The sequence below is a fragment of the Acinetobacter sp. CE-15 genome (genome assembly GCF_051059255.1).
Taxonomy (GTDB): domain Bacteria; phylum Pseudomonadota; class Gammaproteobacteria; order Pseudomonadales; family Moraxellaceae; genus Acinetobacter; species Acinetobacter guillouiae.
In genome coordinates, this window is sequence record NZ_CP192737.1 from 3,100,050 (window position 1) to 3,125,311 (window position 25,262).

The window sequence follows — 25,262 nt, forward strand, 5'->3', positions numbered from 1 at the left end:
TAAATTGTACATTTATTTGCAATTTATCCATAATACACGCACCAAACTAGACTAAAATACCCCGTTACTTGCTTTAGCTAATATTGAGAATGAAATTTATTTTGAAAGGTTTACTTGCTGTCGGTGTTACTACAATGATTCTGGCTGGATGTACATCTTCCCCTCAAAAGAATCCAACAATTAGCACGTCGCATGGTCAGCGTATTTACATCCCCGAAGAAAAAATTACGATTGAGCGCCCCATTCCTCCTAAAACGATGCCTTCATCTTATCGCCAATGGTTGATCTATGGCGACAATCAGTCACGTGCACGTGATTATGAACGTTTTCTTGAACAAAATAATGCTGGAAATATTATTCCTAGTTTTGAGTTATTTAAAACTGCACGGGATTGGGACAAGTGTGGTAAGTCTGAATATATGATTCCAAGCCGTGAGCTTTGGAGTAATCAATTACCGACATTAAAAGTATTTAAATACTTGGTTGCCTCTAAAGTTCTGACTGATTTTACCGTAACCTCGGTATATCGAGACTTACCTTTAAACCAATGTGCGGGTGGTGCTGGATCTTCACGTCACTTATTCAATTCAGCCATTGATTTCCGTATTGGGCCAGAAAATCCGCAACCTCAAGATTATGCCTATATCGAACACACCAAATTCAAATTATGCCAGTTCTGGTCGCAGTATGGCCAAAGCTTAAACATGGGCTTGGGACTGTATGCTTCAGGGCAAATCCATATTGATACTCAAGGATATCGTACTTGGGGACCTGATCTCACCCGTAATAGCTCAATGTGTAATTTTTAATACCCCATATTCAATTTAAAAGAGATCAATAAGATCTCTTTTTTTATGACCAAGCATTTGATCATAAATGAAGCTTATGTTTCTGTATGAACTTTAAAAACTAGGTTATTAATTCGTTTTTGTTCTTTTGGATTCTAGATGGTTATCCTACCGTGGGGCGACATGGATGTCGCCGTTGGGTGGAGGTAAAGGACGTACCTCTCACCCAACAAAAGATTTTTGTCATCTTGTATCTTGTTCTTTGTAGTGATTAGCTATCACTACACGTAAATTGTAGAGTTTGGTTTGTCATCAAAACTTCGAGTTTCCTGAAAAGATTAAACCTACAATTTACACCTAACCACTGACATAAATCTGGACGGTAACTAAGCACTTTGATGCTGCATTCACAAGAAAAGACTGTGGTTTTTTAATATTAATTCAATCAATAATTAGGTGAAGCTATGTTTTATCTTGGCATTGATGTTTCTAAAGCTAAATTCGATTGTTGTTTATTTCTTGATGACTCTAGTGGAAAAATAAAAACTAAATGCTTTTCCAATAACAATAAAGGATTTCATCAATTGTTATCATGGTTAAATCGTTTTGGTCTTGTTGCTGAAGAAACTAGAGCCTTAATGGAAGCAACATCAGTCTATCATGAAATGTTAGCTCAATTTTTATTTGATTTAAAATTTCAAGTTTGTGTGGCTAACCCAGCCCGTACTCGATATTTTGCTCAAAGTATCTCTAAGCTTCATAAAACTGACAAAATCGATAGTGAAGTATTGGCGCGATTTGCAATGACTGTAGATTTACATTTATGGCAACCCACTCCTGATAATATCCGATTGCTCAATGCTTTATTAGATAGAAGGTCAAGTCTTGCGAACGACTTAAAACGTGAACAAAATCGTTTGGAAAAAGCAAACTCCACTCTAATAGTTGTACCAATTTTAAAGTCTATTAAGACCAATATTAAATCATTAACTAGGCAAATTCAGAATCTAGATACACAAATTCAAAACCATATTGATCAAGACCATGAGCTTAAACGTGATCAAAAACTTCTTGAAAGCATTCCAGCAATTGCTGAGCGGACCAGTTTATTAATGCTTGTTTTTTTACGTGCTCATTCTTTTGAAAAAGCAAGCCAAGCTGCTGCATTTGTGGGTTTAGTTCCCATTCACAGACAATCTGGTAGTTCTGTGCTTGGAAAAAGTCGCTTATCTAAAGCCGGTTCACCTAAAATTCGATCGGGTTTATATATGGCTGCCATTGTTGCAACTCGGTACAATCCTCATATTAAAGAGTTGAGCGAACGGCTCTTAGCGAAAGGGAAAACTAAAATGGTAGCGATTGCTGCTGCTATGCGAAAGTTAATTCATCTTTGCTATGGTGTTCTTAAAAACCAACAACCTTATCAGGCAAATTATAAGGCATGAATCCTTAAATAATTTGCTTGACAGTTAAGACGGTATCTTTTCATCTCTGAAAAGTGAGGCATCGCCTACGCAAAGGTATTTAAACTTTGAATGTAAGGTGTGGCATTGCAAGCTTATTTATAAGCAAATAATTTATTCTTACAGGCAATTGATTTAATTAAAAGAGATTATATTCTTGCGTCTAAGTTTTTGACAGATTGACTATATTTTAGATCAAAACACCCTTAAATAAAAAACGCCCGATGAAATTCATTGGGCGTTTTTTGAAATAAAATCAATCTATTTCAAACGTCAATCAACTGGATATCAATCTAGTCAATTGCAGGCGTATAGGTACCATCAGCAATTGCATCTTTAATACGGTCAGCTTCTTCTAGCACCAAGGCAAGAAGATTCTTCACGTTTTCTAAAGTTGCAACTGGACTTAAAGTGGTCATTTTCAAAGATTGAACCTGTCCAACTTTAGTTACACCAATATTGGCTTCACCACGCGCAAATAATTCATCTGCAACGTTTTGGTTCAAAGTATCAAGCAATTCAACTGGATAATTATCAGGTATTACACGGAATAATACCGATGCAAATTGTGGATCAACCAGCATTTCCAACCCAGCAGTAGCATTGATGTAATCTGCCACTTCACGAGTTAGCTTAACGCCATGGTCAATCATTGAACCATAAAGCTCTTCACCTAGGTTTTCAATCGTCATCCACAATTTCAATGCATCAAAACGACGTGTAGTTTGTAGAGATTTAGACACTAGGTTCGGTACACCATGTTCTTCATCATAAGCAGAATTTAAATATTCAGCTTCATAATGCATAAAACGATAGTTCGCTTCATCTTTCAACAAGAACGCACCACATGAAATACTTTGGAAATAATGCTTATGGAAATCCAATGTAATCGAATCAGACAATTCAATACCATCAAGCATTGAACGGTAGTCATTCGATAAGATCAGTGCACCACCCCATGCTGCGTCGATATGCATCCACGCGCCATATTTATTGGTGATTTCACGCACTTTCTTTAATGGATCAATCGCACCAGCGTCGGTTGTTCCAGCAGTTGCAACAACACAAGCAACAATTTTACCTTCAGCCTGTAAATGCGCCATGGTTTTTTCGAGCGCATCAACATCCATCTGTGCATTTTCATTGACTGGAACAGTCACCACAGATTGGAAGCCCATGCCCATCATTGCCATGTTCTTTTGCACAGAAAAATGTGCATTTTCAGAACAGATCACTTTGACATTACGCATGGCATCACTTGGAACGCCATCACGCTGCACAGACCAAGGCAGACCATTTTCGTCTTTCCAGTTCTTGGCAATACACCAGTCACGCGCTAACAATACGCCCATCAAGTTAGATTGAGTGCCGCCAGAGGTGAACACACCTGCTTGACCTGCACCATAACCTACTTTTTGACGCAGCCAGTCGATCAATTGAACTTCCATCAAAGAACCTGCTGGGCTTTGATCCCATGAGTCCATTGATTGGTTGGTCGCATTAATCAAGACTTCAGCAATTTGACTTGTCACCATGGTTGGGCAATGCAAATGTGCTAAAGAGTGTGGATGATGTACTTTCAAACTTTTGTTCAGGAAAAGCTCAACCATACGCTCAAGCGATTGGTGTAAACCTAGACCTTGTTTAGACGGTGCAAAAGAAATCGCTTCACGAAGTTCTTTAATGCTCCCACCTGTATACATTTTGTCATTTTGCAACCATGCTGCGACCGCTTTAGTCGCCTCACCCATTGCTGACTCATAGTCAGCAATAGATTGAGCATCATTGCAGAGTAACGCTTTACGATGTTCTGCAAAATCTACCATGAATTAAGCGCCTCGAACTGCAATAAGAGCCTCTGCAACCGCTTTCTTAAAGCGCGCAATAGCTTCTTCACATTCTTCTTGAGTAATGATCAATGGGCAAAGTAAACGAATCACTGTACCGCTACGGCCGCCTTTTTCTAACAATAATTTATTGTTAAAACATGCCGTTTGAATTGCAGCAGCCAATTGTGAATCCGCAGGAAGAGAACCCATATGATCCGCTTGCTTACGCTCATCCACAATTTCGATACCGATCATTAAACCGCGACCACGAACATTACCAATACATGGGAATTCTTGCGCTAATTTTTTCAATTCAGCTTGTAAGAAATCACCACGTTGTTGCGCATTTTGTGCAAGGTTTTGCTCTTTAATGGTATTGATCGTTGCAAGACCAGTACCCATTGCAAGTTGGTTACCACGGAAAGTACCTGTGTGACCTGCAGGTTGCCAAGCATCAAACTTACGTTTAATACCCAAAACAGCCAATGGTAAGCTACCACCCACTGCTTTTGACATCACCACAACATCAGGTTCAATACCAGCATGTTCAAAAGCAAACATTTTGCCTGAACGTGCAAAGCCCGCTTGAACTTCGTCCAAAATCAACACAATGTTATGACGCTCAGTCACTTCACGGATTTTTTGCAACCATTTCGCAGGTGCTGTAACCACACCGCCTTCACCTTGAATTGCTTCAAGAATCACAGCTGCAGGCTTAGTTACACCGCTTTCGACATCTTCAATGAAGTTTTCGAAATAATAAGTTAAGGCATCAACACCTGCTTCACCGCCAACACCCAACGGGCAACGGTATTCATGCGGGTATGGCATAAATTGTACGCCTGGCATTAAGCCATTTACCGCATTTTTAGCAGATAAGTTACCTGTCATCGCTAACGCGCCATGAGTCATCCCATGGTAACCGCCAGAGAAACTGATAACTGTATTGCGACCTGTATAGGTTTTCGCCAATTTAATCGCTGCCTCTGTACCATCTGCACCAGATGGGCCACAGAACTGTAAGCAATACTCTTCTTGCCCACCCGGAAGTTGTGCAAGCAGTGCTTCAGTGAAAGCATCTTTTAAAGGCGTTGTTAAATCTAAAGTATGTAAAGGGAGACCACTCGCTAAAGTGTCTTGAATACTTTTAATCACCGCAGGATGGTTATGGCCTAATGCCAATGTTCCTGCCCCAGCTAAACAATCGAGGTACTTTGTACCTTCAACATCGGTAACCCAACAACCATGTGCTTCCGCTATCGCTAACGGTAATTTACGTGGATAACTACGAACATTCGATTCCATCTGACTTTGGCGAGTCAAGTAGTATTCGTTTGTGGAAGTGGCAGCAGGATTTACAGAAGTAACGCTCATATCGAATTACCATCTCTGATATGGGTTGAAAGAAATAAGTCGGGTGACTTGTGGTCCTTTGACTCGGTGCTTTATAGAAATCTAGTTAGAGTGCTTTTAATCTTCATAACTAGGAGCGCGATAATACAGTTTTTTACAAGAAAATAAATATCTTTTATGTACTTATCCACACTCCATTTATCGAAAAAAACATTTAGCTAAATCTAATTGGTTATTATCATCATACTATGTGACAAAGCAAAGAAAAGCCGATAATTAAAATCACTTTATAAATCTTAACCCTTCTGATCACTTTTTATCACAACCAATCTCGATAAGCTTTTAATTTTTAAAATATTTTAATCAAAACAAAATTGCAATTTATATGCAAATTATTACAAATGCACCACAAAATCTGCCATAGTTTTCCGCAAACCAGATTTATGATTAAAAACAGATTCAATTTATACAATATATCTTTCGGTCATAAAATTTAGTCAAACAATTTTAAGGATTCATTATGCGTTATTTAGCTTTAACTACTTTACTCTTGGGAACCACACTGAGCACAATGACGATGGCAGCAGAAAATGACCCGTTAAACTACAATATTGTCAACGTTCAAGCAGATGCGACACGTCAAGTGTCTAATGATGAAATGCATGCTGTACTTTTTATTGAGAAAAACAACAAGCAACCTGCTGAGTTATCTTCTCAAATTACCCAGTTAATGAATCAAGCCATTAGCATTTCGAAAAAGTATCCACAAGTTAAAGTCGAAACAGGTTCACAAACCACTTATCCTGTTTATGACAATGACAACCAAAAATTGAAAGAATGGCGTGGTCGTGCAGAAATTCAAATCGAAAGTAAAGATTTTAAAGCGGCAAGCCAGTTAATCAACGAGTTGCAAACCAGCTTCCAAACACAATCGATTAATTTCACAGTGTCTGATGAACAACGTAAAAAAGTTGAAAATGAATTGATGGTTGAGGCTTCAAAGAACTTCCAACAACGTGCGCAAATTTTAACGCAAGCATGGAATAAATCGTCTTATAACTTGGTCAATATCAACATCAATACCAGCAACTCTTATCCGCAACCAGTATATGCAGCGCGTGCATCTATGGCTAAGTTCGAAGCTGCCGATGCAGTTGGTGGTCAGAACATGGCCGCTGGTGAATCAAAAATCACAGTCAATGCCAATGGTTCGATCCAGTTTAAATAAGCTTTTGATTATTATATAAACCGTGCTTATGCACGGTTTTTTGCTATTGCACTATATAAATTTGCGATTGCAATATAAAAAAGTGAATATTTGATTAAAAAATCTATTAATTTGAATTAAACAATAGTTTTAAATGATAATCATCCTGATTTAAAAATATGCTTGAAGAGATTAAGATACGCACAATTTCAAATGCCTATCTCTTTATGAAAATTTCAAGCCATAGAACACCTGACTTCGCCCTGTTTAAACCCTCACATCTCAGCCTTGCAATTGCTGTTTCACTTAGCTTTATATCCAATGCTGCTTTTGCCGAAGACAATCAAGAAACTTCAACACAAACACTTAAAACAATCACCGTACAAGCTGAAGGAAACTGGCTTGAAGCAGCCAATGCTGAAAAAGTTCACAAGCATGCAGGTGCACGTACCATTATCGATCGTAAAAAAATGGACGAATCTGCGGTGACCTCTATCCGTGATGCGCTAAAACAAGTGCCAGGGGTTCAGGTTCAGGATAGCAATGGCACAGGGGGTAGTGATGTTTCACTCAATCTGGGTGTGCGTGGCTTAACCTCTCGCCTCTCACCGCGCTCCACTGTGTTGATGGATGGTGTTCCATTATCCTTCGCGCCTTATGGTCAACCACAATTGTCTATGGCACCTGTTTCAATGGGCAATATTGAATCTGTAGACGTTGTTCGTGGCGCAGGTTCAGTCCGCTTTGGGCCTCAAAACGTGGGGGGAATCATCAACTTTAATACCCGTGCAATCCCTGAAAAACTATCAGGCTCTGTTGGTTTAACCACAGAATTCGCCACAGGTACCGACCAACTCAAGTACAGCCCAAACCTCTTTATCGGCGGTACTATGGATAATGGTTTAGGTCTTGCGCTATTTTATTCAGGAACCAAAGGAAATGGCTATCGCGAAGCCAATAACGACATAGATATTGATGACGTCATGTTAAAGTCGTCATATCAGTTTACAGATGCAGATTCGATTGCACTTAATTTGCATCATTATGAAGGTCGTGGCGAAATGCCAGAAGGCTTAACGACTGCGGATTATGCCAAAAACCCATACCAGTCAAACCAATACCGTAACTATTTTGCTGGCCGTCGTTCAGATGTTTCTGTTAAATACAGCCATAAAGATGAACTCAATAACTTTGAAATCCTTGGTTATTATGTCGACTCATTCCGTACCAGTGATCTTGAATCGCCAGATAAAAGTAATAAAGCCAATAGCATTATCAGCAACTCACCGCGTGATTATAAATATTTTGGCATTGAACCACGTTATTCACGTGCCTACACTTTAGGCAATATGAATAATGAAGTCACAGTTGGTTATCGCTATTTACAAGAAGACAGTTCAGAGTTTTCGGGTCGTACAGCGCCATATAATACTGTAACAGGAACGCCAGGCGAACGCCTTGCCAACACCAGCAGTGAAGGTGGAACCAAAGCGCATGCCGTATATATTGATAACCGTTTTGGTCTCGGTGCACTGACCATCACTCCGGGTGTACGATTTGAGTCTATTAAAACCCATAATGATTATACCGCCTACCAAAATGGTAAATTCATCAATACAGTACATCCAAAAATAAATTCTGATGAATTTTTACCAAGCCTTGCAGTGCAATATAATTTCAATGAACAATGGAATGTCTTTGCCAATGCAGCGGTTTCTTTTGGTCCTCAACAATATAACCAATTAGCTAAAGTTGAAGGAATCAGTGCTGTTACCACTTTAGATGGTTTACATCCTGAAAAATCCAACAACTATGAAATCGGTACAAAATACCTCGGCAATGGTTTAAATGCTGAATTTACAGTGTTCTATTTAGACTTTGATAAAGAGCTATCTCTAGAGCGTACAGACGTTATTGGTACAGGCATCTGGACCAATTTAGGCGCAACGACTCATAAAGGCATAGAACTCGGTCTAAGTTATGACTTTGGCAACCTCTATGACTCTCTGCAAGGCTTAAAAGTCTATAGTAATTATACATTTACAAAGGCTGAGTCTGAAGCAGGTAAATTTGCTGGTAAGGACTTACCTTTTTATTCACGACATGTTGGAAATTTAGGCCTTGGTTATAGCTTTGACAAATGGTCTGTCAATGCAGATATGTTTGCTCAATCTAAACAACATGCGCCAGGTTCAGGCAATGTTTACCAAACTGTTGAAACGGCAGATGGTCGTACTGGTGATATCCCGGGTTACTCAACTTTTGCGGTACGTACTGGTTATGATTTTGGACAAGATTTTTACGGTTTAAAAGTTGCTGGTGGGATTAAAAACCTATTTGATCAAGAATACTTTACTCGCTCATCTGACTCTACAGGTGGTAAATACGTAGGACAGCCACGTACTTTCTATCTACAAACTTCTGTTGATTTCTAATTTTTTGAAAAACTTGTAGATTTACAACGCATTTAAAACTAAAGCGCTAATCTCATAGATTGAGATTAGCGCTTTTTAATTACTTTTATTTGAATATATTCTATGATTATTCTCTTAAAATAGCAGTTAGAACAATCTGTAATGGAATACGAGACAATACTTCTGAGTTTAGGCTTCTTCGCTTTTTGTGCGGGTTTAATTGATGCTGCGGTGGGTGGAGGTGGATTAGTGCTACTCCCAGCACTAATGCATGCCTTTCCCAATCAAAGTCTCGCCACAGTTTTTGGAACCAATAAAATCATTGCCATGGCAGGCACTGTATCTTCTGCATTTGCTTACTTTAAGAAAGTTACTATAAATTGGAAACTTATACTACCCACAATGTTGGCAGCATTTATATTTTCTTTTTTAGGTGCAATGTCAGTTTCGTTGATACCTAAAGAGTTGATGCGTTATATCGTATTCTTTTTACTGATCTTGATTGCGATCTACACCTTTGCCAAAAAAGACTTAGGTAAAATCCATACTGTGTTACAGACGGGTAAGAAAGAAATTGCGTTAGGTTTATTTTTTGGCGCCTTAATTGGATTTTATGATGGAATTTTTGGCCCTGGGACAGGCAGTTTTTTACTCTTTCTGTTTGTGAAAGTATTTGCTTTTGATTTTTTAAATGCTTCTGCATCTGCCAAATTGGTCAATGTCGCCACCAATATTGCTGCCATGTTTTTCTTTATCCCTTCTGGGCATATTTTATGGATGGCTGGCATCATTTTAGCAGTTTGCAATGTTTTAGGCTCACTTGCGGGTACAGCTTTAGCCTTTAAATATGGAAGTGGTTTTATTCGTATTTTCTTTTTAATTTTACTGGTATTTTTAATTGGCCGAATGGGCTATGACTTATTTATCGGTTAGTCATTCATACTAAATATAAAAATTGAATGAAGCCCACCAAAATGCGGGCTTCTAAACTAAGATTATAAAAAACTTCCTATGGAAGTTTTTCCAAAAATTTAAATCTTTTCAGCTTTATCTAAAAAGTATTGTGTGGCTTCAGTTAAATCCATATCTAATTCATTGGCAATAATGGCTAACCACCAAACACATTCACCTAACTTATGCTGCAACTCTTGTTGAGCATCTCCTTTGTGTAGCCACTTCCCTGTCTGCGCCATGACTAATCTGCCAACCAATCCAGCATCAGATAAAAATGCCAACGCATCCTCTTGCACTGTCCATTCAGCATGATGATTTATTCGCTCTAGCTCATGATAACGTTCTCTAATTTTTACTGAACGTGCTACAACCTCATCAACCGTTATTTTATGATCCATCATTTTGCTCGTTTAAAAATTAGAGCTTACTTGATTTTGTAAAATTGATTCGATTAGAAATGTAATGCGTTCAAAATTGAGTGTCTAGCAATAATCGCTATTGATACACTTTTTATGAGTGAAGCGTTCAAACATAATTTTATAAAATGATTTTTCTCAAAAAAGCTAAGTAAAATCAGGGCGCACCCAGCGTTCACTCATATGCCAATTGACCAGATCAATAGCTGCATCACTTTCTAAAAATTCATTTTCATCTTCTAAAGCATCTTCATTCAGCTGATATAAGTCATTGTCTAAATCATCTGAAAATTGTTGAAGTAAATCGGTAATCGAGTTTGCGACCAAAATCCCAACATCATATTCATGATCAATAAAGATCACTTGGCCAATTTGACCAACGGCGGTGGGTGCTAAATCCACATACAAACCTGTGCGCCCACCATCGTGCGCAAACTGGACCCAATCCCGATGGTGGGCATTGGTTGGATTGATTTGTGGGTCAGCATGTTGAAGAACAAACAACTCATCAACGAGATCCGCAAGATCAGCACGTTTATTTTCAATATTGGTCAGCGATAAAAATTCCATACCATAAAATAAACTGCCTAAATTTTCCTCTTCATTCATCCCATTATGCCAACAGTACAACTGTTTAAAATCATCAGGTAAATGTTTAGAAAGCCTTTGTTCAAATTGTTCTATATCTGAAATACTTGCCGCAGGATTGAGTGATTGATTTGCGATCTTTGCAGCATGTTGCACTAACCAATTTTGTATATTTTCTAATTGTTTTTGAATCATGTTCTTCTCATATATCTTAGGGTCTGTTGACATTTCATAAATGGCTTGCGTTGTAGGCTAAAATTGAGCAGGCAAGGCATGAAACGAAGAGAATAGCGAGACTATTTTCGAGTTCCATAACACAGGCTGAGATAATTTTAGCCACAACCCTTCGGGACTAGAGTGTTTTTTGCCGTTACGAGTTACCTTGCGAAACGTTGTTTCTCATCATTTAGAATGCCTAAATTTCATACTCCGCGCCTAATATCACCTAAAAAACACTCGCAGTCGCAAACGTAGACGAATTGTCAACAAACCCTTATAACAGTCAAATAAACTTTACTGAAAAACCAAATCATTGACAATAAAAAAGCCACTTAAAAGTGGCTTTAGCTTTAGCAAATCAACTATTTTTTAAATGGAAATGCATATTTCACAATACGTCCAAGGACTTGACCATATTGCTTAAACAAACTTGCATTGTTGTAGTTTAAACCATACTTTTTACATACCGCTTCAACTTTAGGCGCCATTTTACGATAGCGACGAGCAGGTACTTCAGGGAATAAATGATGCTCGATTTGATGGCTCAAATGACCTGTCAAAATATGAAATGCTTCTGAACCAGTTAAATTCGAAGAACCGCGAATCTGGCGCATATACCAATGTCCACGACTTTCATCCTGTAAAACAGTTTTAGGGAACACTTCGACATCTTTGGTAAAGTGACCACAGAAAATGATACTAAATGTCCAAATATTACGGATACCATTGGCAACTAAATTACCTGTAAATACAGGTAAAGCTGCCGGGCCAGCAATCACAGGAAAGAAAAGATAATCTTTAAAAAACTGTTTACCAATTTTCTTTTGAGTCGGCTTCCACTCTTCTTTAAATTGCGCCCACGTTTTACGTTTATAAACCAATTTACCAATTTCAAGGTTTTGAATCGCAACGCCCCATTGGAACAATAAACAGAATGGAATTGCATATAAAGGCTGCAATAAAAAACCCGGTTTCCACCGTTGTTCTGGGAATAAACGCAATAAGCCATAGCCAATATCATCATCCATCCCTTTGATATTGGTATAGGTATGATGCTTATAATTATGGGTCTGGCGCCAGTTGTCAGAAGTTCCAACAATATCCCATTCGTAAGTTGTACCTTTAAAGCGTGGATCATTCATCCAATCATATTGCCCATGCATAACATTATGACCGAGTTCCATGTTTTCCATGATCTTGGCAAAGCTCAGTAAACCTGTACCAAGTAACCATGCTGGTGGGAACCAACCCGCAAATAAACATGCTCGGCCTAAAATACTGCTATAACGAATAGCGGCATATACTTTTTTGATATATTTGGCATCTTTTTCGCCAATATCATCTAAGACTTCTTGCTTAATCGCATCTAGCTCGCGCGCTAAAGCATCAAGCTCAGTCTGGGTCAGTTCACGGTTTTTGGTGTTTTTAAAATATTGAATTTTAACTGGCATATTCATGATAAAACTCGCTTAAAGATCAATAACTAAATCAGTTTTGGCAGTATTTACACAAATTCTCAGCAAATTATTTGGTTCAAAATTTTCTTGACCATTGACTAAGTTTTTTGTGGCACCCTGTGCTTTATTACACGCGCATTTATTGCAAATCCCCATTCTACAACCATGTTCTGGTTTGATATTTTGTTGTTCTAAGCCAACTAAAATGGCTTGACCTTTGGGGATTGCAACCACTTTATTGGATTTGGTTAATGTGACATTGATAAAACCTGTGTCATCAGAAATCACGGGGCTTAGGCTAAATGCTTCGCTTTTGAGTACTTTGGCCTGTTCAAATAATTGTTCAGCTGTTGCCACAAAACCTGAAGGACCACATACATACACTGTGCTTTGCTCAAGATTTTTAATGATATGTAAATATTCATTATTTAAACGTGCATCCGCAGGTACTTCTTGGGTATAGAACACATCAAATTTAAAATCGGGATACTGTTGGACTAATTGCTCAAACTGTTGTTTAAAGGCAACGTCTGCATTTTTTTTAACCCAATACATTAAATGTACTGGCTGACGATCAAGCTGCTGGTTGGCTGCCAATGCCTGAATCAAGCTATACATCGGCGTAATACCACTGCCCGCAGCGACCAGAATCAATGGACTGACAACTTGAGGCAATAACATATCACCATAAGGTCGACCAAATTCAATCACCTCACCCACTTGGGCATGTTCAAACAACCAGTTACTCACAATGCCTTTTTCTACTTTTTTTGCCGTGAGTAATACATGTTGCGTATCTAATTGAGTCAGACTATAGGTACGTTCATAACGACGACCATTGATTTCGACAGTGATTGGATGATGCTGCCCGGCTAACCCCATTTTAAACAAACGGTTAATTTTGATGGTTAAGCTGATCGTATCTGCGGCGGATTGTTCTTTTTCAACAATTTTCCCCAAAGCTTGTTGAACTGACCACAATGGATTAATTTTCTGTAGCCAAAAATTAGTCGTATGAGTACCTAACACCATATCAAATATAGCGTTTACGGGAGATTTTTGCTTTTCAATAGCGTGCATACTAGGCTCACCATCTGAGTGATTTTTAATTATTATACACATGTATATATATTTGTATATACGTGTGTATTGTATCTAGACATTTCATTTATGTAATGACAAAGGCTATAATGAAAAAAATATTTTAACTATTTGATACTTTATGAATCCAACGTCCGTATTACCTCAGAACCCAGCTACCCTTCAAGATCAAATTCATGAGCTTGAAAAAGTTTCTGTACGTACTGTTGGACGCAAAGCGACAATTACCAAAGAAGAATTATTCCAAGCCGCCTTAAATTTGATTGGACCGCAAAAAAGTATTTCCTCTTTAAGTTTAAGAGAAGTTGCTCGTGAAGCTGGGATTGCGCCAAATAGTTTTTATCGTCACTTTAAAGATATTGATGAGTTGGCGATTGAACTGATTGATCGTTCAGGTGTGGTGCTTCGTCAAATTTTGCATGAAGCTCGAATCAAGGCAATCAGACAAAGCAGTATTATTCGCAGTTCAGTTGAAGTATTTATTGAACAACTAGATGCCGATGAAGGTAACCTCAGTTTACTACTGCGTGAAGGTTATACAGGATCAAAGCAATATAAACTTGCTGTAGACAAACAACTTAATTATTTCCAACAAGAACTCCAAGAAGATTTGATTCGAATAGAACGCATCAATCACAGTAAATTAACCCATCCTGATTTAGTCGCCAAAGCCATTACTCAGCTGGTATTTAATATGGGTGCCAAGGTGATTGATTTGCCGATTGCTGAACGTAAAGAAGTCGCTGAACAAACCATGGTGATGATTCGTATGTTACTCGAAGGTTCGCGTCATTTAGACGAAGCGCAAATTAAATAATAGCTATTCTTTCATAGCCTATTAAATACAAGTATCAAGACCCTATGATCAGTCACAATCAACAAAATATTCGTGTAGGCATACTGGGTGTGACTGGCCGCATGGGACAAATGCTGGTTCAGGCCTGTCTCAATGCGGGACTAAACATCACTGTTGCTACAGCAAGGATTGCAAGTGCCGCGATTGGTCATGAACTAGGACAGTATCTCAATCTAGCACCATTAAATGTGCTCATTTCAGATTGTTTGGAAGACGTCATTCAGCATTGTGATGTGGTGATTGATTTCACTACAGCAGAAGCATTATCGCAACATTTAAAAATTTGTCAGCACGCTAAAAAACCGATGATTATTGGTATCACTGGTTTATCTGAGCAATTAAATCAATACATTGCTCAAGCCGCGCAAGATATTGCTATCGTGCATTCAGGCAATTATTCCATTGGCGTCAATCTTAGTGTTGATCTGGTTCGAGTTGCTGCCCAATTATTAGGTACAGAATTTGAAGCTGAAATCATCGAAGCGCACCATCGACAAAAAATAGATGCGCCATCAGGTACTGCATTGATGTATGCAGAAGCGATTACTCAAGTCAGAACACAATTGCTCAGTGATTTAGCGGTCTATCAACGCCATGCTGTGGTAGCTGAGCGAACACCCCAACAGATCGGTTTACAAGCTATACGTGGTGGTGACATTGTTGGTGAACATAACACAATATTTTATGGTCATGGGGAACAGGTCGAAATCAAACATATTGCAAGCAATCGGATGAACTTTGCGACTGGTGCAATTCGTGCCGCAATGTGGTGTATGTCTCAACCCGCTGGCTTATATAACATGCATGACGTGATTCATTTGAATCACTCGCTTTAATAGCGCTCTATGTACTGCTCAATGTATGCAGCAGTAAAATTTTTCTGATCAATCCCACGATAGTGATCTTTTATCTTTCTATAACGTTTTTTAAAGACTTTTCACCCAGTATTCAGGCCAAATATTTTCACATTGAATTAAGCTTTGTATTTAAAAATAGCTATCTCGCCGCGAGTTAGAGTGATATAAATCTAACTTGGTATTTTTATATTCCCCTATACATCAATTGTATAATTGAGCTCTATTCACATGAAACTGTTAAATGATCGTCAAAGTATTATTGCAAGTTACTTACTCATGCTGATCTTTTTGTCTTTACTGATTCCCTTGCATCTCTTAGCGTCATTTTTTGCAGGTTTTGTTGTTTTTGAAATCATCAATAGTTTAGGTAGCATTACAGAAAGATATATTGATGGTCAAAGAGCGCGCTTGACCATTAGCATTATTCTTGCCATTTTTATTATTTCTTTGATTGTGCTCAGCATCACAGGGTTAATTAGCTTTGTTCAACACGATTTGCAAGGTGCGGGAATCAATGCCATCAGTGACCAAGTCGATCAGACCTTACAAAAACTACAACTTGAAGTGGCACAATATATTCCCGGATTTATTCCTTATTCACTCACTGAATTAAAAGATCAAACCTTTGATTTAATCAAAGATAATTTATCCACCTTAAAAAGTACTGGAACAGGCTTTTTACATAATTTAGCCACCATGTTGATTGGTATGATTGTGGGGATCCTTGTCTCATTAAACCAACTGCGCCCACAGCCGGATCAGCCAGAATTTAAGCGTGCCATGATCACACGTATTGAAAACCTTTCTTCATCTTTTAAAAATGTGGTGTTTGCTCAGTTTAAAATTTCGTTAATCAATACCTTTTTATTTTTGATTTTCTCTCACCTGATCCTCCCTGTTTTTGATATACATTTACCTTTTGCCAATACCTTAGTGATCCTGACTTTTATTTTTGGATTAATTCCAATTGTCGGAAACTTACTCTCCAATACCATTATTGTTATGGCAGGTTTAACCATTTCAGTATCTACAGCAGGTATCGCATTACTTTATCTGATTTTTATCCATAAACTGGAATACTTTATTAATGCCAAAATTATTGGCACAAAAATCCATGCAGCGTCATGGGAAGTGTTATTGGCAATGTTAGTCTTTGAGTCGTTCTTTGGCTTAGCGGGTTTAATTGTTGCACCCATTTTCTATGCCTATCTCAAGTTAGAACTTAAACAAGCCGAAATGATTTAAAGCCGAAATGATTTAAAGCATAGTTCACTTGAGTCATCAAGAAACCCTTCTTTTAAAGATGTGAAGTATTACTTTGTAAAAGAAGATAATTAAAAAAGCCTGAGTTGATCAACATTACAATTCAGGCTTTTTTGCTAATAATACGAATGTAGTTAAAAACTTTTATTCCCAGACCACTTCTCGTTTCTGTTGTGCCCAAGCGTCTAAGAATGGCTCATAGCGACTTTCAATTTTATTACGTTTAATTTTCATTGTTGGGGTAAGTAAATCATTTTCCATGGTCCATGGTTCATTGACTACGACAAAGAAGCTGATTTTTGCATGGGGCTCCAGTTCTTCATTGATCTTCACTCTTAATGCTTTTAAGGCGTTTTCAATTTCATCTCGCTTCGGGTTCTGCTTCAGACTGTTACGAATATCTTCAGCCAACATAATAAAGGCAACTGGTTGTGGTTGGCTTGAACCACCAATACATACAGATTCAATTAAGGCCTGATTTCCGATTTTTTGCTCAGTCGGAACTGGCATGATGTATTTGCCTTTACTTGTTTTAAAAATATCTTTAATTCGACCCGTAATTTTTAACCGCCCTTCTGCATCGATCTCGCCCAAATCCCCCGTACGTAAAAATCCATCTTCGGTCATATCTTCTGCAGTTTTTTCAGGATTTTTATAATAGCCCAACATGGTTCCCGGGCTTTTTACCAGAATTTCACCATTTTCATCAATTTTACACTCCACTTTAGGTTGGGCATGCCCCACATAACCACTGGCAAACTTCCCCACACGTGTCACATGCGAATAACCACAATTTTCAGTCATGCCATAGACTTCAAGTAACTCTAAACCTAAATTTCGATACCATAAAATAATATCTGTAGGTAGCGGTGCCGCAGCAGTAAATGCATAACGGACATGATTTAGCCCGAGTTTAGTGAGTAATTTCTTTTTAACCAACTTACCCAACACAGGTATTTTAAATAAAACCTTTTGTATATGGAGCGGTATTTTTTCATTAACGCCCAAATAGAACTTGGTCCATAAGCGTGGCACTGAAAAGAATAATGTAGGTTTGGCACGATTCAAATCTTCGACAAAGGTTTCAATTGAATTTGCAAAATACACGGTAAAACCGCAAACCATCAATGAAGATTGAATAAAAATACGTTCTGCAACATGTGCAAGTGGTAGATAAGATAAGGCCCGATCAGATGTTGTCACTTGATAAGTTAATCTGAGCTCACGAGCAGCCGATAAAAGTGTCGCAAAACTTTGCATAACTCCTTTAGGTACACCCGTACTACCAGATGTATAAACGATGGTCGCTAAATCATTTTTATTGGGTAATACCGGGTTTTCTAGTGGCGCAACAGATTGCACAATATCATTCCATTGCGGTGCATCGAATTCAGGTGATAATGCCAAACGCACGCAAGCTAAATCTTGTGGAATGATTGTTTTTACCTCATTCCAGCTATCCGCTTTACCATCCAATTTTCCAATAAATAAGAGTTTGGCTTCACTGTGGTTGAGTACATAAGCTGCACCTTCCGCATTGAGTGTTGGGTAGAGCGGGACTGAGATATGACCTGACATCCAGATCGCTAAATCTGCCATAAGCCAATGCGCACTATTTTTACCATAAATGGCGATCGCACTCTTTTCAGGCAAATTTAAAGACTGTAAATAACTTGCCATACTGCGAACTTGTTGTGCAACTTCCGACCATGTGTAATGCACTGCATTGCCATTGGCCAATGGTTGTACAAACACATCTTTTTGCGGTAATTGCTTTTCCCAATGAAGTAGATAGTGCACATGGGTGTCATGAAACTCAACAAAATCCTTGTTTTCCATATCATTTCTTCCATTATTTTAAGTTTTTATCTTGGCTATAGACCGTTGCTTTCGAACTTGTCTATTTGGATACACAATACTGAATGATCAAATTACATGGGTGGGTAAACTTTATCTCTAAAAGAAAAAATCGAGATCAAAGTACACTATTTTAATAGCATAAAAACGGTTGCAATGTATACAACAAACTCCCTGTAAATCGTTCATTGATTATTGTTGTAAAGTAGATCTCATTCAATGATATATGGGGTTTCTATGGTGTGGTGAAATTGATGAATGGTCTATAGCCCCCACACAAGACATGGTCATATAAATGGTTCAATGATAGGAATTAATTTTTATAAATTGATATAATTTTTACATTTAAAATCAAATAAATAAAAATGACCCAATAATTGACTATTTAAATATGCATAACATATACATCAAAAAAGCTCCCGAAGGAGCTTTTAGAATCTAGATAAAATTGCGCTAAATTAAGGTTTAACCACGACCAATACCTGAATCGCCTCTGGCGTTACAGAAACACCTTCCAATAGGCTTAAACCTTCTTTCTGGAATTTCTGTAAACGTTCAATTTCATCTGCACGAATACTTGGATTAAATTGCTTTAAGTAACTTAAACGATCAATTTCATATTGCCATTTGCTACCATAAATTTCTTTAGCTTGTTCTTTTAACTGCGGTAAAACACCTTTAGCAATATCTAAAGCTTGTGCATAGCGTTCTTCAATCACTTCACGACGTGCTTTCACCACTTGACGACAGCTGTTGCTATCTAAATGGTGTAAATACGGCTTAATAATTTCCGGATCAAGCTTGGCAGTAATATCCTGACCCGTTTCAGTCAATAACACTCGAATCAATTGTGTCGGCAAACTTGAAGGTAAATTTAATGCCTTAGGTGCAACCACATCCACTTTAAACCAAACTTCCAACAAGATCGTGCCTTGTTTAAGTGCATTGGTTTTTAGAATCGCAACATTGGTACTACCAAAAGATTGAGTACGGATAATTTCCATCACACTTTCAGTAAACGGATGTTCAAGTGTTAAATATTGCGCGTCTTCACGGATCTGTGCCTGATCACGATAGAAGGTTGCAGTCATGCCCTCTTCGTCGATATCCAAGCCTTGCACTTGCATTTGATCGGTTGGTTTAATAATCACCGTACCATTGCTTTGCTCATCAAAGTCAATGTTAGTCGATGCCATAAACCGCTTCATAAACATTGGCAACAAAGTATTGTCATCATAGTCTTCAAGCGCAGTAACAATTTCTTGTGCCACGATCGGACGACATGAATTGTATTCCAATAAACGGTCACGACCATCTTGCAATTCAACTTCAAGCGCTTGACGCTGTACATTAACCGCTTCAAGAAGCTCTTCAAAGGCTTGGCCTTTATCATCCAATAAGCAATCTTTTAAATCGACAATAAAGTTTTCTTGTAAGGTTTGTGCTGTAGGCGAAATATTACTGAAAATATTTAGCGCTTCATTGTACCAACGGAACATACGCTCTTGCGCTGTACCGACAAGATAAGGCACATGAATCTGAATACGATTTTCCTGACCAATACGGTCTAAACGACCAATACGCTGTTCAAGTACATCTGGATTTGCTGGCAAATCAAACAACACAAGATCAGAAGCAAACTGGAAATTACGCCCTTCTGAACCAATTTCAGAACACAGTAAAATCTGTGCACCATAAGAATCTTCAGCAAAATAAGCCGCTGCTTGGTCACGTTCCAATAAGCTCATGCCTTCATGGAACATTGCGGTGCGAATACCCGCGTGGATGCGTAAAGCATTTTCAAGTGCTTCAACAACTGGACCACTACGTGCGATCAGCAGTACTTTTTTATGTTTTAAATCAGAACGTAATCGCTCCATCAACCACATAACACGTGGGTCTGTTTCCATCCATGCGCCATCAAGTTGCAGTTCTTCTGGCCACATTTGCTCACGTAATTTTCCATCTTTAGACCAGTTTTCTGGTGCTGGCAATGGTGCAGGTTGGCAATCACGTCCAGGGAAACCTTGAATTGCTTCACGGGTATTACGGAACAAGATACGACCAGTACCATGACGGTCTAAAAGTTCATGAATTGCACGGAAACGATGTTCAGGCTGATCTTCAATCGGATGACCTAATAATTTTTCAACCGCTGCCAAATGTTCCGCTTCAAGTGGCAAATCTGACATCAACACTTCAGCAATTTTAGCAGTGTGATGATATTGCTCTTCTTCATCAAGGAAACGATCAAGCGAACTAAAACGTTGTGGATCAAGTAAACGTAAACGGGCAAAATGACTTTCTACACCTAACTGTTCAGGTGTTGCCGTTAAAAGCAGCACACCTTCAGTTTTTTCAGCAAGCTCTTCAACCAGATCATAACGGTCATTACCGCCTTCTTCTTCACTCCACATCAAATGATGCGCTTCATCGACCACTAACAGATCAAAACCAGCTTCAATGGCTTGCTCACGCAAATCATCATGGTCAATCATCAAATCTACTGAAGCAATGATACATTGTTCAGTCAGGAATGGATTGAGTTCAGGATCATGCTCTTTGATTGAAGCTGTACGAGTAAGATCAAACAATGAGAAATTCAAATTGAAACGACGACGCATTTCAATCATCCATTGATATTGTAATGAATCTGGCACAAGAATCAGAATTCGCTCAGAACGACCCGTTTTGAGTTGTTGATGGATAATGAGTCCCGCCTCGATTGTTTTACCTAAACCGACTTCATCTGCAAGTAATACACGAGGTGCAAATCGTTTACCCACTTCATGGGCAATATACAGCTGGTGTGGAATCAAACCTACACGCGCGCCAACCAAACCACGTAATGGTGACGTTTGCATATTGGCTTGCATTTGCATCGCTTCAATACGTAAGTCATACCATTCTTTATAGTCAATTTGGCTTGCCAATAAACGCTCTAAAGGCTTTGACAATTGAATTTGTGCGCCAATACGCGTTTCGTTTAATGCTTTCTTCTCTTGTTCACCACTATCCAATGTACGAATAACATTGTAACGAATCACACCACTGCGATCGTCTAAAGACTCGACAATCCACTTGATGCCTTCTTGGTCTTGAACTTCATCATTGATATTAAAAACAATACGAGATAATGGGGCATTATTACGTGCATAGACACGAGTTTCGTCACTTTTTGGAAAAAGAATACTGATTGAACGTTCATCGACGTCAATCAATACACCTAAACCTAACTCAGTTTCTGTGTCCGATAACCAACGTTGACCTATAGCAAATTGTTGCAATTTTTCCACCTTTATCTCATGTTAGGGCTAAAACACGGTTGCTCAAATCAGGAGAATATTTGAACAAAGTTTATACCCATTACGCAATACTTTTTGACATAAAGCTCATTAAATTTTGAGCGACTTAATTTCAACTTAAAAATCTAAACTAAAACGGAACTGGACAATCAAATTGTACAAGCTCCTCTGTTTTAGGATGATGAAAACTCAGTTGTTGTGCATGTAGACAAAGTCGTGGCATAAGCTGCTGTTGTTCTACAGTTGCATATAAAGTATCACCAATAATAGGATGTCCTAAATATTGCATATGCACGCGTAACTGATGTGACCGTCCTGTAATTGGAGTTAACTCAACACGGGATACAGCCTGTCCTTGAATTTGAAAATGTTGGATTGCTTTCCAATGTGTTAATGCAGGCTTATTATGTTCTGGATCAGCAATATGTAAGGGTGGATGTTCTGGATCATAAATCACAGGAACATCAACTGTGCCTTCACCATGTAAAGTGCCAGCAACAACAGCTTGATAGGTTTTAGAGGTTTGACGTTCTTGAAACTGTCTAGAAATACTTTTTTGTCCCCATTTACTCAGTCCGAATACCAAAATCCCAGAGGTATCGCGGTCTAAACGATGAATGAGTAAAGTCTTAGGCTCGATTTTTAATAATCTGTTGATAACACAATCTTGTAAATCTGCTGTTTTTCCTGGAACTGTGAGTATACCTGCTGGCTTATGGATCACCATAAAATCATCATCACGATGGATCAGGTGTTCGGTTAGAAAATTACTCAAAGTTCAGTTCCAATGATCACGCAAACAAGCAGGCAATTCTAAGAATCTTGGAATGAAATTACAATCAAAATTATCTGATTTATTCGATTATTCTAAAGAAAGAATAATAAATCGTACAATTGCTTTAAATTCATTGGCAATTTACAAGACAATCAAAAACTTTAGATACATTTTGCCAATCAATTGTAGAGAAATTGGATTAATTCATTGAAAAAATAAATTATTGTCTATTTTTTGGTAGGCTAAAAACTTAACACCCTATTTTTTTAATGGTATAAACAATACCTTAAGATTAAATGAGCAAAATATGAATAAATTAAATTATAAATCTACATTGTCCATTTGTATTATTTCCGCATTTGCCATGACCGGCTGTGCAACTTCAACCCTTTTAAAGAAAGACAACGGTGTCCGTACCCGTAATGTTCAAACCGTATTGGTCAATGATACGGTTTTAGCATTTGGCAAACCATCACAAGCAATTTCTGCACTACCTTCTGACAGCATTGTCATTGCAGGACAAAAAAATAGTTATGTTATCACTAGTGGTGGTGCTCGATTTGTCAAAGTGATCACAGGACTTGATCCAAAATTTATTCAAATTGATAAAGCGCTGACCTTCAATTCAGAAAAAAATGATGGGCATTTTTCAGGAATCCTACCACTCAAATATGTCAAACTTTCGGAAGATGTCACTAAACAAGATCGTGCATTCTTTATTGAAAATGGTGCAGAAGAATGTACCACTTCAAGTGATCAACGTCTAAAAGCACAACGTTTCTGTTTTAACATTGCCTTATCTGGTCTGGTTTACCCTTCTGCTTCTAATATTTCATCCCTAAAAGCACTGAGTAAACCCTATCAAATCAGTATCTATACCACTCAAGAGGTAAAAGATTACTCAAAGGCTGGCAGTAAAACTGCAGATAAACTGGTGTTATTCCCTTTTGCTGTCGCTTTTGATGTAGTGACTTTACCGTTCCAAGCGCTTCATAAGATTTTTGATTGATTGAAAATAATTCAGGATATTGCATACAATATCCTGAATCTTAGCAAATATAAAAATACGATTCTCAATAGCATGATTCCACTTTCTTTTAACTATCTTTGGATTTTCTTTGTCGCCGGCTTTGGGAACATTATTTTTAGTCTATTTGCGATTGGATTAATATTTAGCTCGAAATTCAGAAATGCCCTTAGGCATGGCAATATTTTTATTCAGTCTTTATTTGTTTGTAGTGTACTCTGCGTTTTTTTGAGCTTGGCACTTTATTTTCTTGTTCTATATACAAAAAATGAGATTGAAAAAGAGCATCATTCCCTACATAAAACATTAAGTTCGTCTGAGAAAATTTTAGGCATCCAAATGCCGCAAGGGACTGAACTTGAATTATTTACACCCAATCAATTGTCCTCATTGAGACAAGCCAAATTTCCCCAACCCGTATTATTTGGAAAGCTACAAATTAACAGCATGAAAATTCCTCGTGGTATTGATTTGGAACTTTTTGATGATCGTTCCACCACCTTAATGGGGACAGGTAAGGATACGATCGAAGGTTGGAATTGTCAGCTGATAAGCTATATTCAAGTCTATTTAGATGATGCTGGCAACATCATTGGTTTAGAGCACTGTAATCTTGCTCAAGATATGCAGCTAGAAAATATTACACTTATGGCACAGGCAGGTATCGAGCGTTCTAAATATCAAAAATATCCAGACAACTTTGTTTCTACAGATTACTGGCGGATTCACAATCCCCTCACCCAATACAAAGCTGTTTCCCTACAATGGGCAAATGTCTATTTGGATCAAAATAAACAACTCATCGGGATTGAAAATGGCACATTGACAGAAAAATTAACCTTAGGCGGTATTCAATATCCAGCAAATACTGAATTCAATTTACTGGTTCATCCTTTTACACAAGATGAAACATGGTTATTTACCCCGCCCAATGATCAAAATGCGATTGCTCGTAATGGCAAAGTCTATACGCATGATCAAACGATTCTTCAGCACCCTAATGGCAAAATTGAACAAATCCTCAATAGCAATGATCCTAGAATTTTAGCCCGAAGAATGAATCACTAATGCTTAAATATTGATATTCCAAACAGCATAAGCACTTTTCATGGTCTTTGACTTTTTATCTCTAATATTTATTTACAATTATTCATTTCAATTTTCAAATTCTTGACCACATGCTTGGCATATAACAATTTACTGCCATTTAAAGATCAATAGAAGTCTGCTAGCCTAATCTACAAGGTCAAGAACTGGCTTTTAAACTCGTTCAGCACTCATAAAATTAAACGCAAAGTACCAAAAATTAGATATTTTTTTTAATATTTAAGCCGATTGATAAAAAAACAAACAAATTCACAAAGATTCTGTTGTAAAAAACAACAAAATCTTTATAATCCAACTAAACAGACAAGTCTGTATAATTTGCTGAAAAAAACGAATGACATGTGCATTCAGAGGGTATAAGAATAAATATAAGAAGATGCTTCAAGCATCTCTTTACCTGATGATTTATTGTTATGACAATAAATC

19 protein-coding genes are annotated in these 25,262 nt (G+C 37.9%); 10 read left to right on the forward strand and 9 right to left on the reverse strand.

Going from position 1 to position 25,262, the window contains the following annotated elements; all coding sequences use genetic code 11:
* The first annotated feature begins 89 nt into the window (after positions 1-89).
* Entirely contained in the window at positions 90-809 is a 720-nt protein-coding gene (locus ACQ7EO_RS14275; RefSeq protein ID WP_004721687.1) for a D-Ala-D-Ala carboxypeptidase family metallohydrolase, read from the forward strand.
* Positions 810-1,252: 443 nt separating this feature from the next.
* Positions 1,253-2,233, forward strand: a complete 981-nt coding sequence (locus ACQ7EO_RS14280) for an IS110 family transposase (protein ID WP_434277590.1) — start codon at positions 1,253-1,255, stop codon at positions 2,231-2,233.
* A gap of 311 nt (positions 2,234-2,544) precedes the next feature.
* Here the strand turns inward: ACQ7EO_RS14280 and ACQ7EO_RS14285 are convergent, their stop codons facing one another.
* Positions 2,545-4,077, reverse strand: a complete 1,533-nt coding sequence (locus tag ACQ7EO_RS14285; protein WP_004721689.1) for a pyridoxal phosphate-dependent decarboxylase family protein — start codon at positions 4,075-4,077, stop codon at positions 2,545-2,547.
* 3 nt (positions 4,078-4,080) lie between these two features.
* On the reverse strand, positions 4,081-5,454 hold the full coding sequence (locus ACQ7EO_RS14290) for a diaminobutyrate--2-oxoglutarate transaminase (protein WP_004721690.1): 1,374 nt from the start codon (positions 5,452-5,454) through the stop codon (positions 4,081-4,083).
* A 499-nt stretch (positions 5,455-5,953) separates the two neighbouring features.
* On the opposite strand from ACQ7EO_RS14290, the gene ACQ7EO_RS14295 reads away from it, so the two are divergent.
* The 3 genes from ACQ7EO_RS14295 to ACQ7EO_RS14305 all read left to right on the forward strand — a co-directional run bounded on the left by ACQ7EO_RS14295 (position 5,954) and on the right by ACQ7EO_RS14305 (position 9,987).
* Positions 5,954-6,661: an SIMPL domain-containing protein gene (locus ACQ7EO_RS14295; RefSeq protein WP_004721692.1), complete on the forward strand. Its 708-nt coding sequence runs from the start codon at positions 5,954-5,956 to the stop codon at positions 6,659-6,661.
* Between the two features lie 206 nt (positions 6,662-6,867).
* The gene (locus ACQ7EO_RS14300) at positions 6,868-9,075 is read left to right on the forward strand and encodes a TonB-dependent receptor family protein (RefSeq protein WP_434277782.1); all 2,208 of its coding nucleotides are present in this window, start codon (positions 6,868-6,870) and stop codon (positions 9,073-9,075) included.
* 141 nt (positions 9,076-9,216) lie between these two features.
* Entirely contained in the window at positions 9,217-9,987 is a 771-nt protein-coding gene (locus ACQ7EO_RS14305; RefSeq protein ID WP_004721696.1) for a sulfite exporter TauE/SafE family protein, read from the forward strand.
* A 98-nt stretch (positions 9,988-10,085) separates the two neighbouring features.
* On the opposite strand, the gene ACQ7EO_RS14310 is transcribed toward ACQ7EO_RS14305, so the two are convergent.
* The 4 genes from ACQ7EO_RS14310 to ACQ7EO_RS14325 all read right to left on the reverse strand — a co-directional run bounded on the left by ACQ7EO_RS14310 (position 10,086) and on the right by ACQ7EO_RS14325 (position 13,768).
* Positions 10,086-10,406 carry a hypothetical protein gene (locus ACQ7EO_RS14310; protein ID WP_004721698.1) on the reverse strand — a complete coding sequence of 107 codons (321 nt, stop codon included), beginning with the start codon at positions 10,404-10,406 and terminating at the stop codon, positions 10,086-10,088.
* Positions 10,407-10,571: 165 nt separating this feature from the next.
* A complete protein-coding gene (locus tag ACQ7EO_RS14315; protein WP_434277783.1) occupies positions 10,572-11,207 on the reverse strand; it encodes an SMI1/KNR4 family protein in 636 nt (211 codons plus the stop codon).
* 386 nt (positions 11,208-11,593) lie between these two features.
* Positions 11,594-12,688, reverse strand: a complete 1,095-nt coding sequence (locus tag ACQ7EO_RS14320; protein WP_004721703.1) for a fatty acid desaturase family protein — start codon at positions 12,686-12,688, stop codon at positions 11,594-11,596.
* A 12-nt stretch (positions 12,689-12,700) separates the two neighbouring features.
* Complete coding sequence (locus ACQ7EO_RS14325) at positions 12,701-13,768, reverse strand: ferredoxin reductase (protein WP_434277785.1); 1,068 nt, start codon at positions 13,766-13,768, stop codon at positions 12,701-12,703.
* A 142-nt stretch (positions 13,769-13,910) separates the two neighbouring features.
* On the opposite strand from ACQ7EO_RS14325, the gene fabR reads away from it, so the two are divergent.
* From fabR to ACQ7EO_RS14340, 3 genes are all read left to right on the forward strand, one after another.
* Positions 13,911-14,606: an HTH-type transcriptional repressor FabR gene (fabR, locus tag ACQ7EO_RS14330; protein WP_004721706.1), complete on the forward strand. Its 696-nt coding sequence runs from the start codon at positions 13,911-13,913 to the stop codon at positions 14,604-14,606.
* Positions 14,607-14,650: 44 nt separating this feature from the next.
* The gene (gene dapB / locus ACQ7EO_RS14335) at positions 14,651-15,481 is read left to right on the forward strand and encodes a 4-hydroxy-tetrahydrodipicolinate reductase (protein WP_434277786.1); all 831 of its coding nucleotides are present in this window, start codon (positions 14,651-14,653) and stop codon (positions 15,479-15,481) included.
* Between the two features lie 249 nt (positions 15,482-15,730).
* Positions 15,731-16,747, forward strand: a complete 1,017-nt coding sequence (locus ACQ7EO_RS14340; protein WP_004820310.1) for an AI-2E family transporter — start codon at positions 15,731-15,733, stop codon at positions 16,745-16,747.
* A gap of 162 nt (positions 16,748-16,909) precedes the next feature.
* Here the strand turns inward: ACQ7EO_RS14340 and ACQ7EO_RS14345 are convergent, their stop codons facing one another.
* The 3 genes from ACQ7EO_RS14345 to ACQ7EO_RS14355 all read right to left on the reverse strand — a co-directional run bounded on the left by ACQ7EO_RS14345 (position 16,910) and on the right by ACQ7EO_RS14355 (position 22,702).
* Positions 16,910-18,604, reverse strand: a complete 1,695-nt coding sequence (locus ACQ7EO_RS14345) for an AMP-binding protein (protein ID WP_434277788.1) — start codon at positions 18,602-18,604, stop codon at positions 16,910-16,912.
* A gap of 476 nt (positions 18,605-19,080) precedes the next feature.
* Positions 19,081-21,918, reverse strand: coding sequence for an RNA polymerase-associated protein RapA (gene rapA, locus ACQ7EO_RS14350; protein ID WP_034617785.1), 2,838 nt, complete (start codon positions 21,916-21,918; stop codon positions 19,081-19,083).
* 139 nt (positions 21,919-22,057) lie between these two features.
* Positions 22,058-22,702 (reverse strand): RluA family pseudouridine synthase, encoded by a 645-nt coding sequence (locus tag ACQ7EO_RS14355; protein WP_434277789.1) that lies wholly within the window; start codon positions 22,700-22,702, stop codon positions 22,058-22,060.
* Positions 22,703-23,009: 307 nt separating this feature from the next.
* Here ACQ7EO_RS14355 and ACQ7EO_RS14360 point away from each other — a divergent pair, with 307 nt between their 5' ends.
* Together ACQ7EO_RS14360 and ACQ7EO_RS14365 are read left to right on the forward strand one after the other, a co-directional pair.
* The gene (locus tag ACQ7EO_RS14360) at positions 23,010-23,711 is read left to right on the forward strand and encodes a hypothetical protein (protein ID WP_419314889.1); all 702 of its coding nucleotides are present in this window, start codon (positions 23,010-23,012) and stop codon (positions 23,709-23,711) included.
* 357 nt (positions 23,712-24,068) lie between these two features.
* Positions 24,069-24,797, forward strand: a complete 729-nt coding sequence (locus tag ACQ7EO_RS14365; RefSeq protein WP_434277791.1) for a hypothetical protein — start codon at positions 24,069-24,071, stop codon at positions 24,795-24,797.
* Positions 24,798-25,262 lie beyond the last annotated feature (465 nt).

Bases quoted from the DNA above. Each gene is read 5' to 3' on its own strand.
- ACQ7EO_RS14275 (WP_004721687.1), top strand. From the start codon at position 90: ATGAAATTTATTTTGAAAGGTTTACTTGCTGTCGGTGTTACTACAATG.
- ACQ7EO_RS14280 (WP_434277590.1), top strand. From the start codon at position 1,253: ATGTTTTATCTTGGCATTGATGTTTCTAAAGCTAAATTCGATTGTTGT.
- ACQ7EO_RS14285 (WP_004721689.1), bottom strand. From the start codon at position 4,077: ATGGTAGATTTTGCAGAACATCGTAAAGCGTTACTCTGCAATGATGCT.
- ACQ7EO_RS14290 (WP_004721690.1), bottom strand. From the start codon at position 5,454: ATGAGCGTTACTTCTGTAAATCCTGCTGCCACTTCCACAAACGAATAC.
- ACQ7EO_RS14295 (WP_004721692.1), top strand. From the start codon at position 5,954: ATGCGTTATTTAGCTTTAACTACTTTACTCTTGGGAACCACACTGAGC.
- ACQ7EO_RS14300 (WP_434277782.1), top strand. From the start codon at position 6,868: ATGAAAATTTCAAGCCATAGAACACCTGACTTCGCCCTGTTTAAACCC.
- ACQ7EO_RS14305 (WP_004721696.1), top strand. From the start codon at position 9,217: ATGGAATACGAGACAATACTTCTGAGTTTAGGCTTCTTCGCTTTTTGT.
- ACQ7EO_RS14310 (WP_004721698.1), bottom strand. From the start codon at position 10,406: ATGGATCATAAAATAACGGTTGATGAGGTTGTAGCACGTTCAGTAAAA.
- ACQ7EO_RS14315 (WP_434277783.1), bottom strand. From the start codon at position 11,207: ATGATTCAAAAACAATTAGAAAATATACAAAATTGGTTAGTGCAACAT.
- ACQ7EO_RS14320 (WP_004721703.1), bottom strand. From the start codon at position 12,688: ATGAATATGCCAGTTAAAATTCAATATTTTAAAAACACCAAAAACCGT.
- ACQ7EO_RS14325 (WP_434277785.1), bottom strand. From the start codon at position 13,768: ATGCACGCTATTGAAAAGCAAAAATCTCCCGTAAACGCTATATTTGAT.
- fabR (WP_004721706.1), top strand. From the start codon at position 13,911: ATGAATCCAACGTCCGTATTACCTCAGAACCCAGCTACCCTTCAAGAT.
- dapB (WP_434277786.1), top strand. From the start codon at position 14,651: ATGATCAGTCACAATCAACAAAATATTCGTGTAGGCATACTGGGTGTG.
- ACQ7EO_RS14340 (WP_004820310.1), top strand. From the start codon at position 15,731: ATGAAACTGTTAAATGATCGTCAAAGTATTATTGCAAGTTACTTACTC.
- ACQ7EO_RS14345 (WP_434277788.1), bottom strand. From the start codon at position 18,604: ATGGAAAACAAGGATTTTGTTGAGTTTCATGACACCCATGTGCACTAT.
- ACQ7EO_RS14360 (WP_419314889.1), top strand. From the start codon at position 23,010: ATGAATAAATTAAATTATAAATCTACATTGTCCATTTGTATTATTTCC.
- ACQ7EO_RS14365 (WP_434277791.1), top strand. From the start codon at position 24,069: ATGCCGCAAGGGACTGAACTTGAATTATTTACACCCAATCAATTGTCC.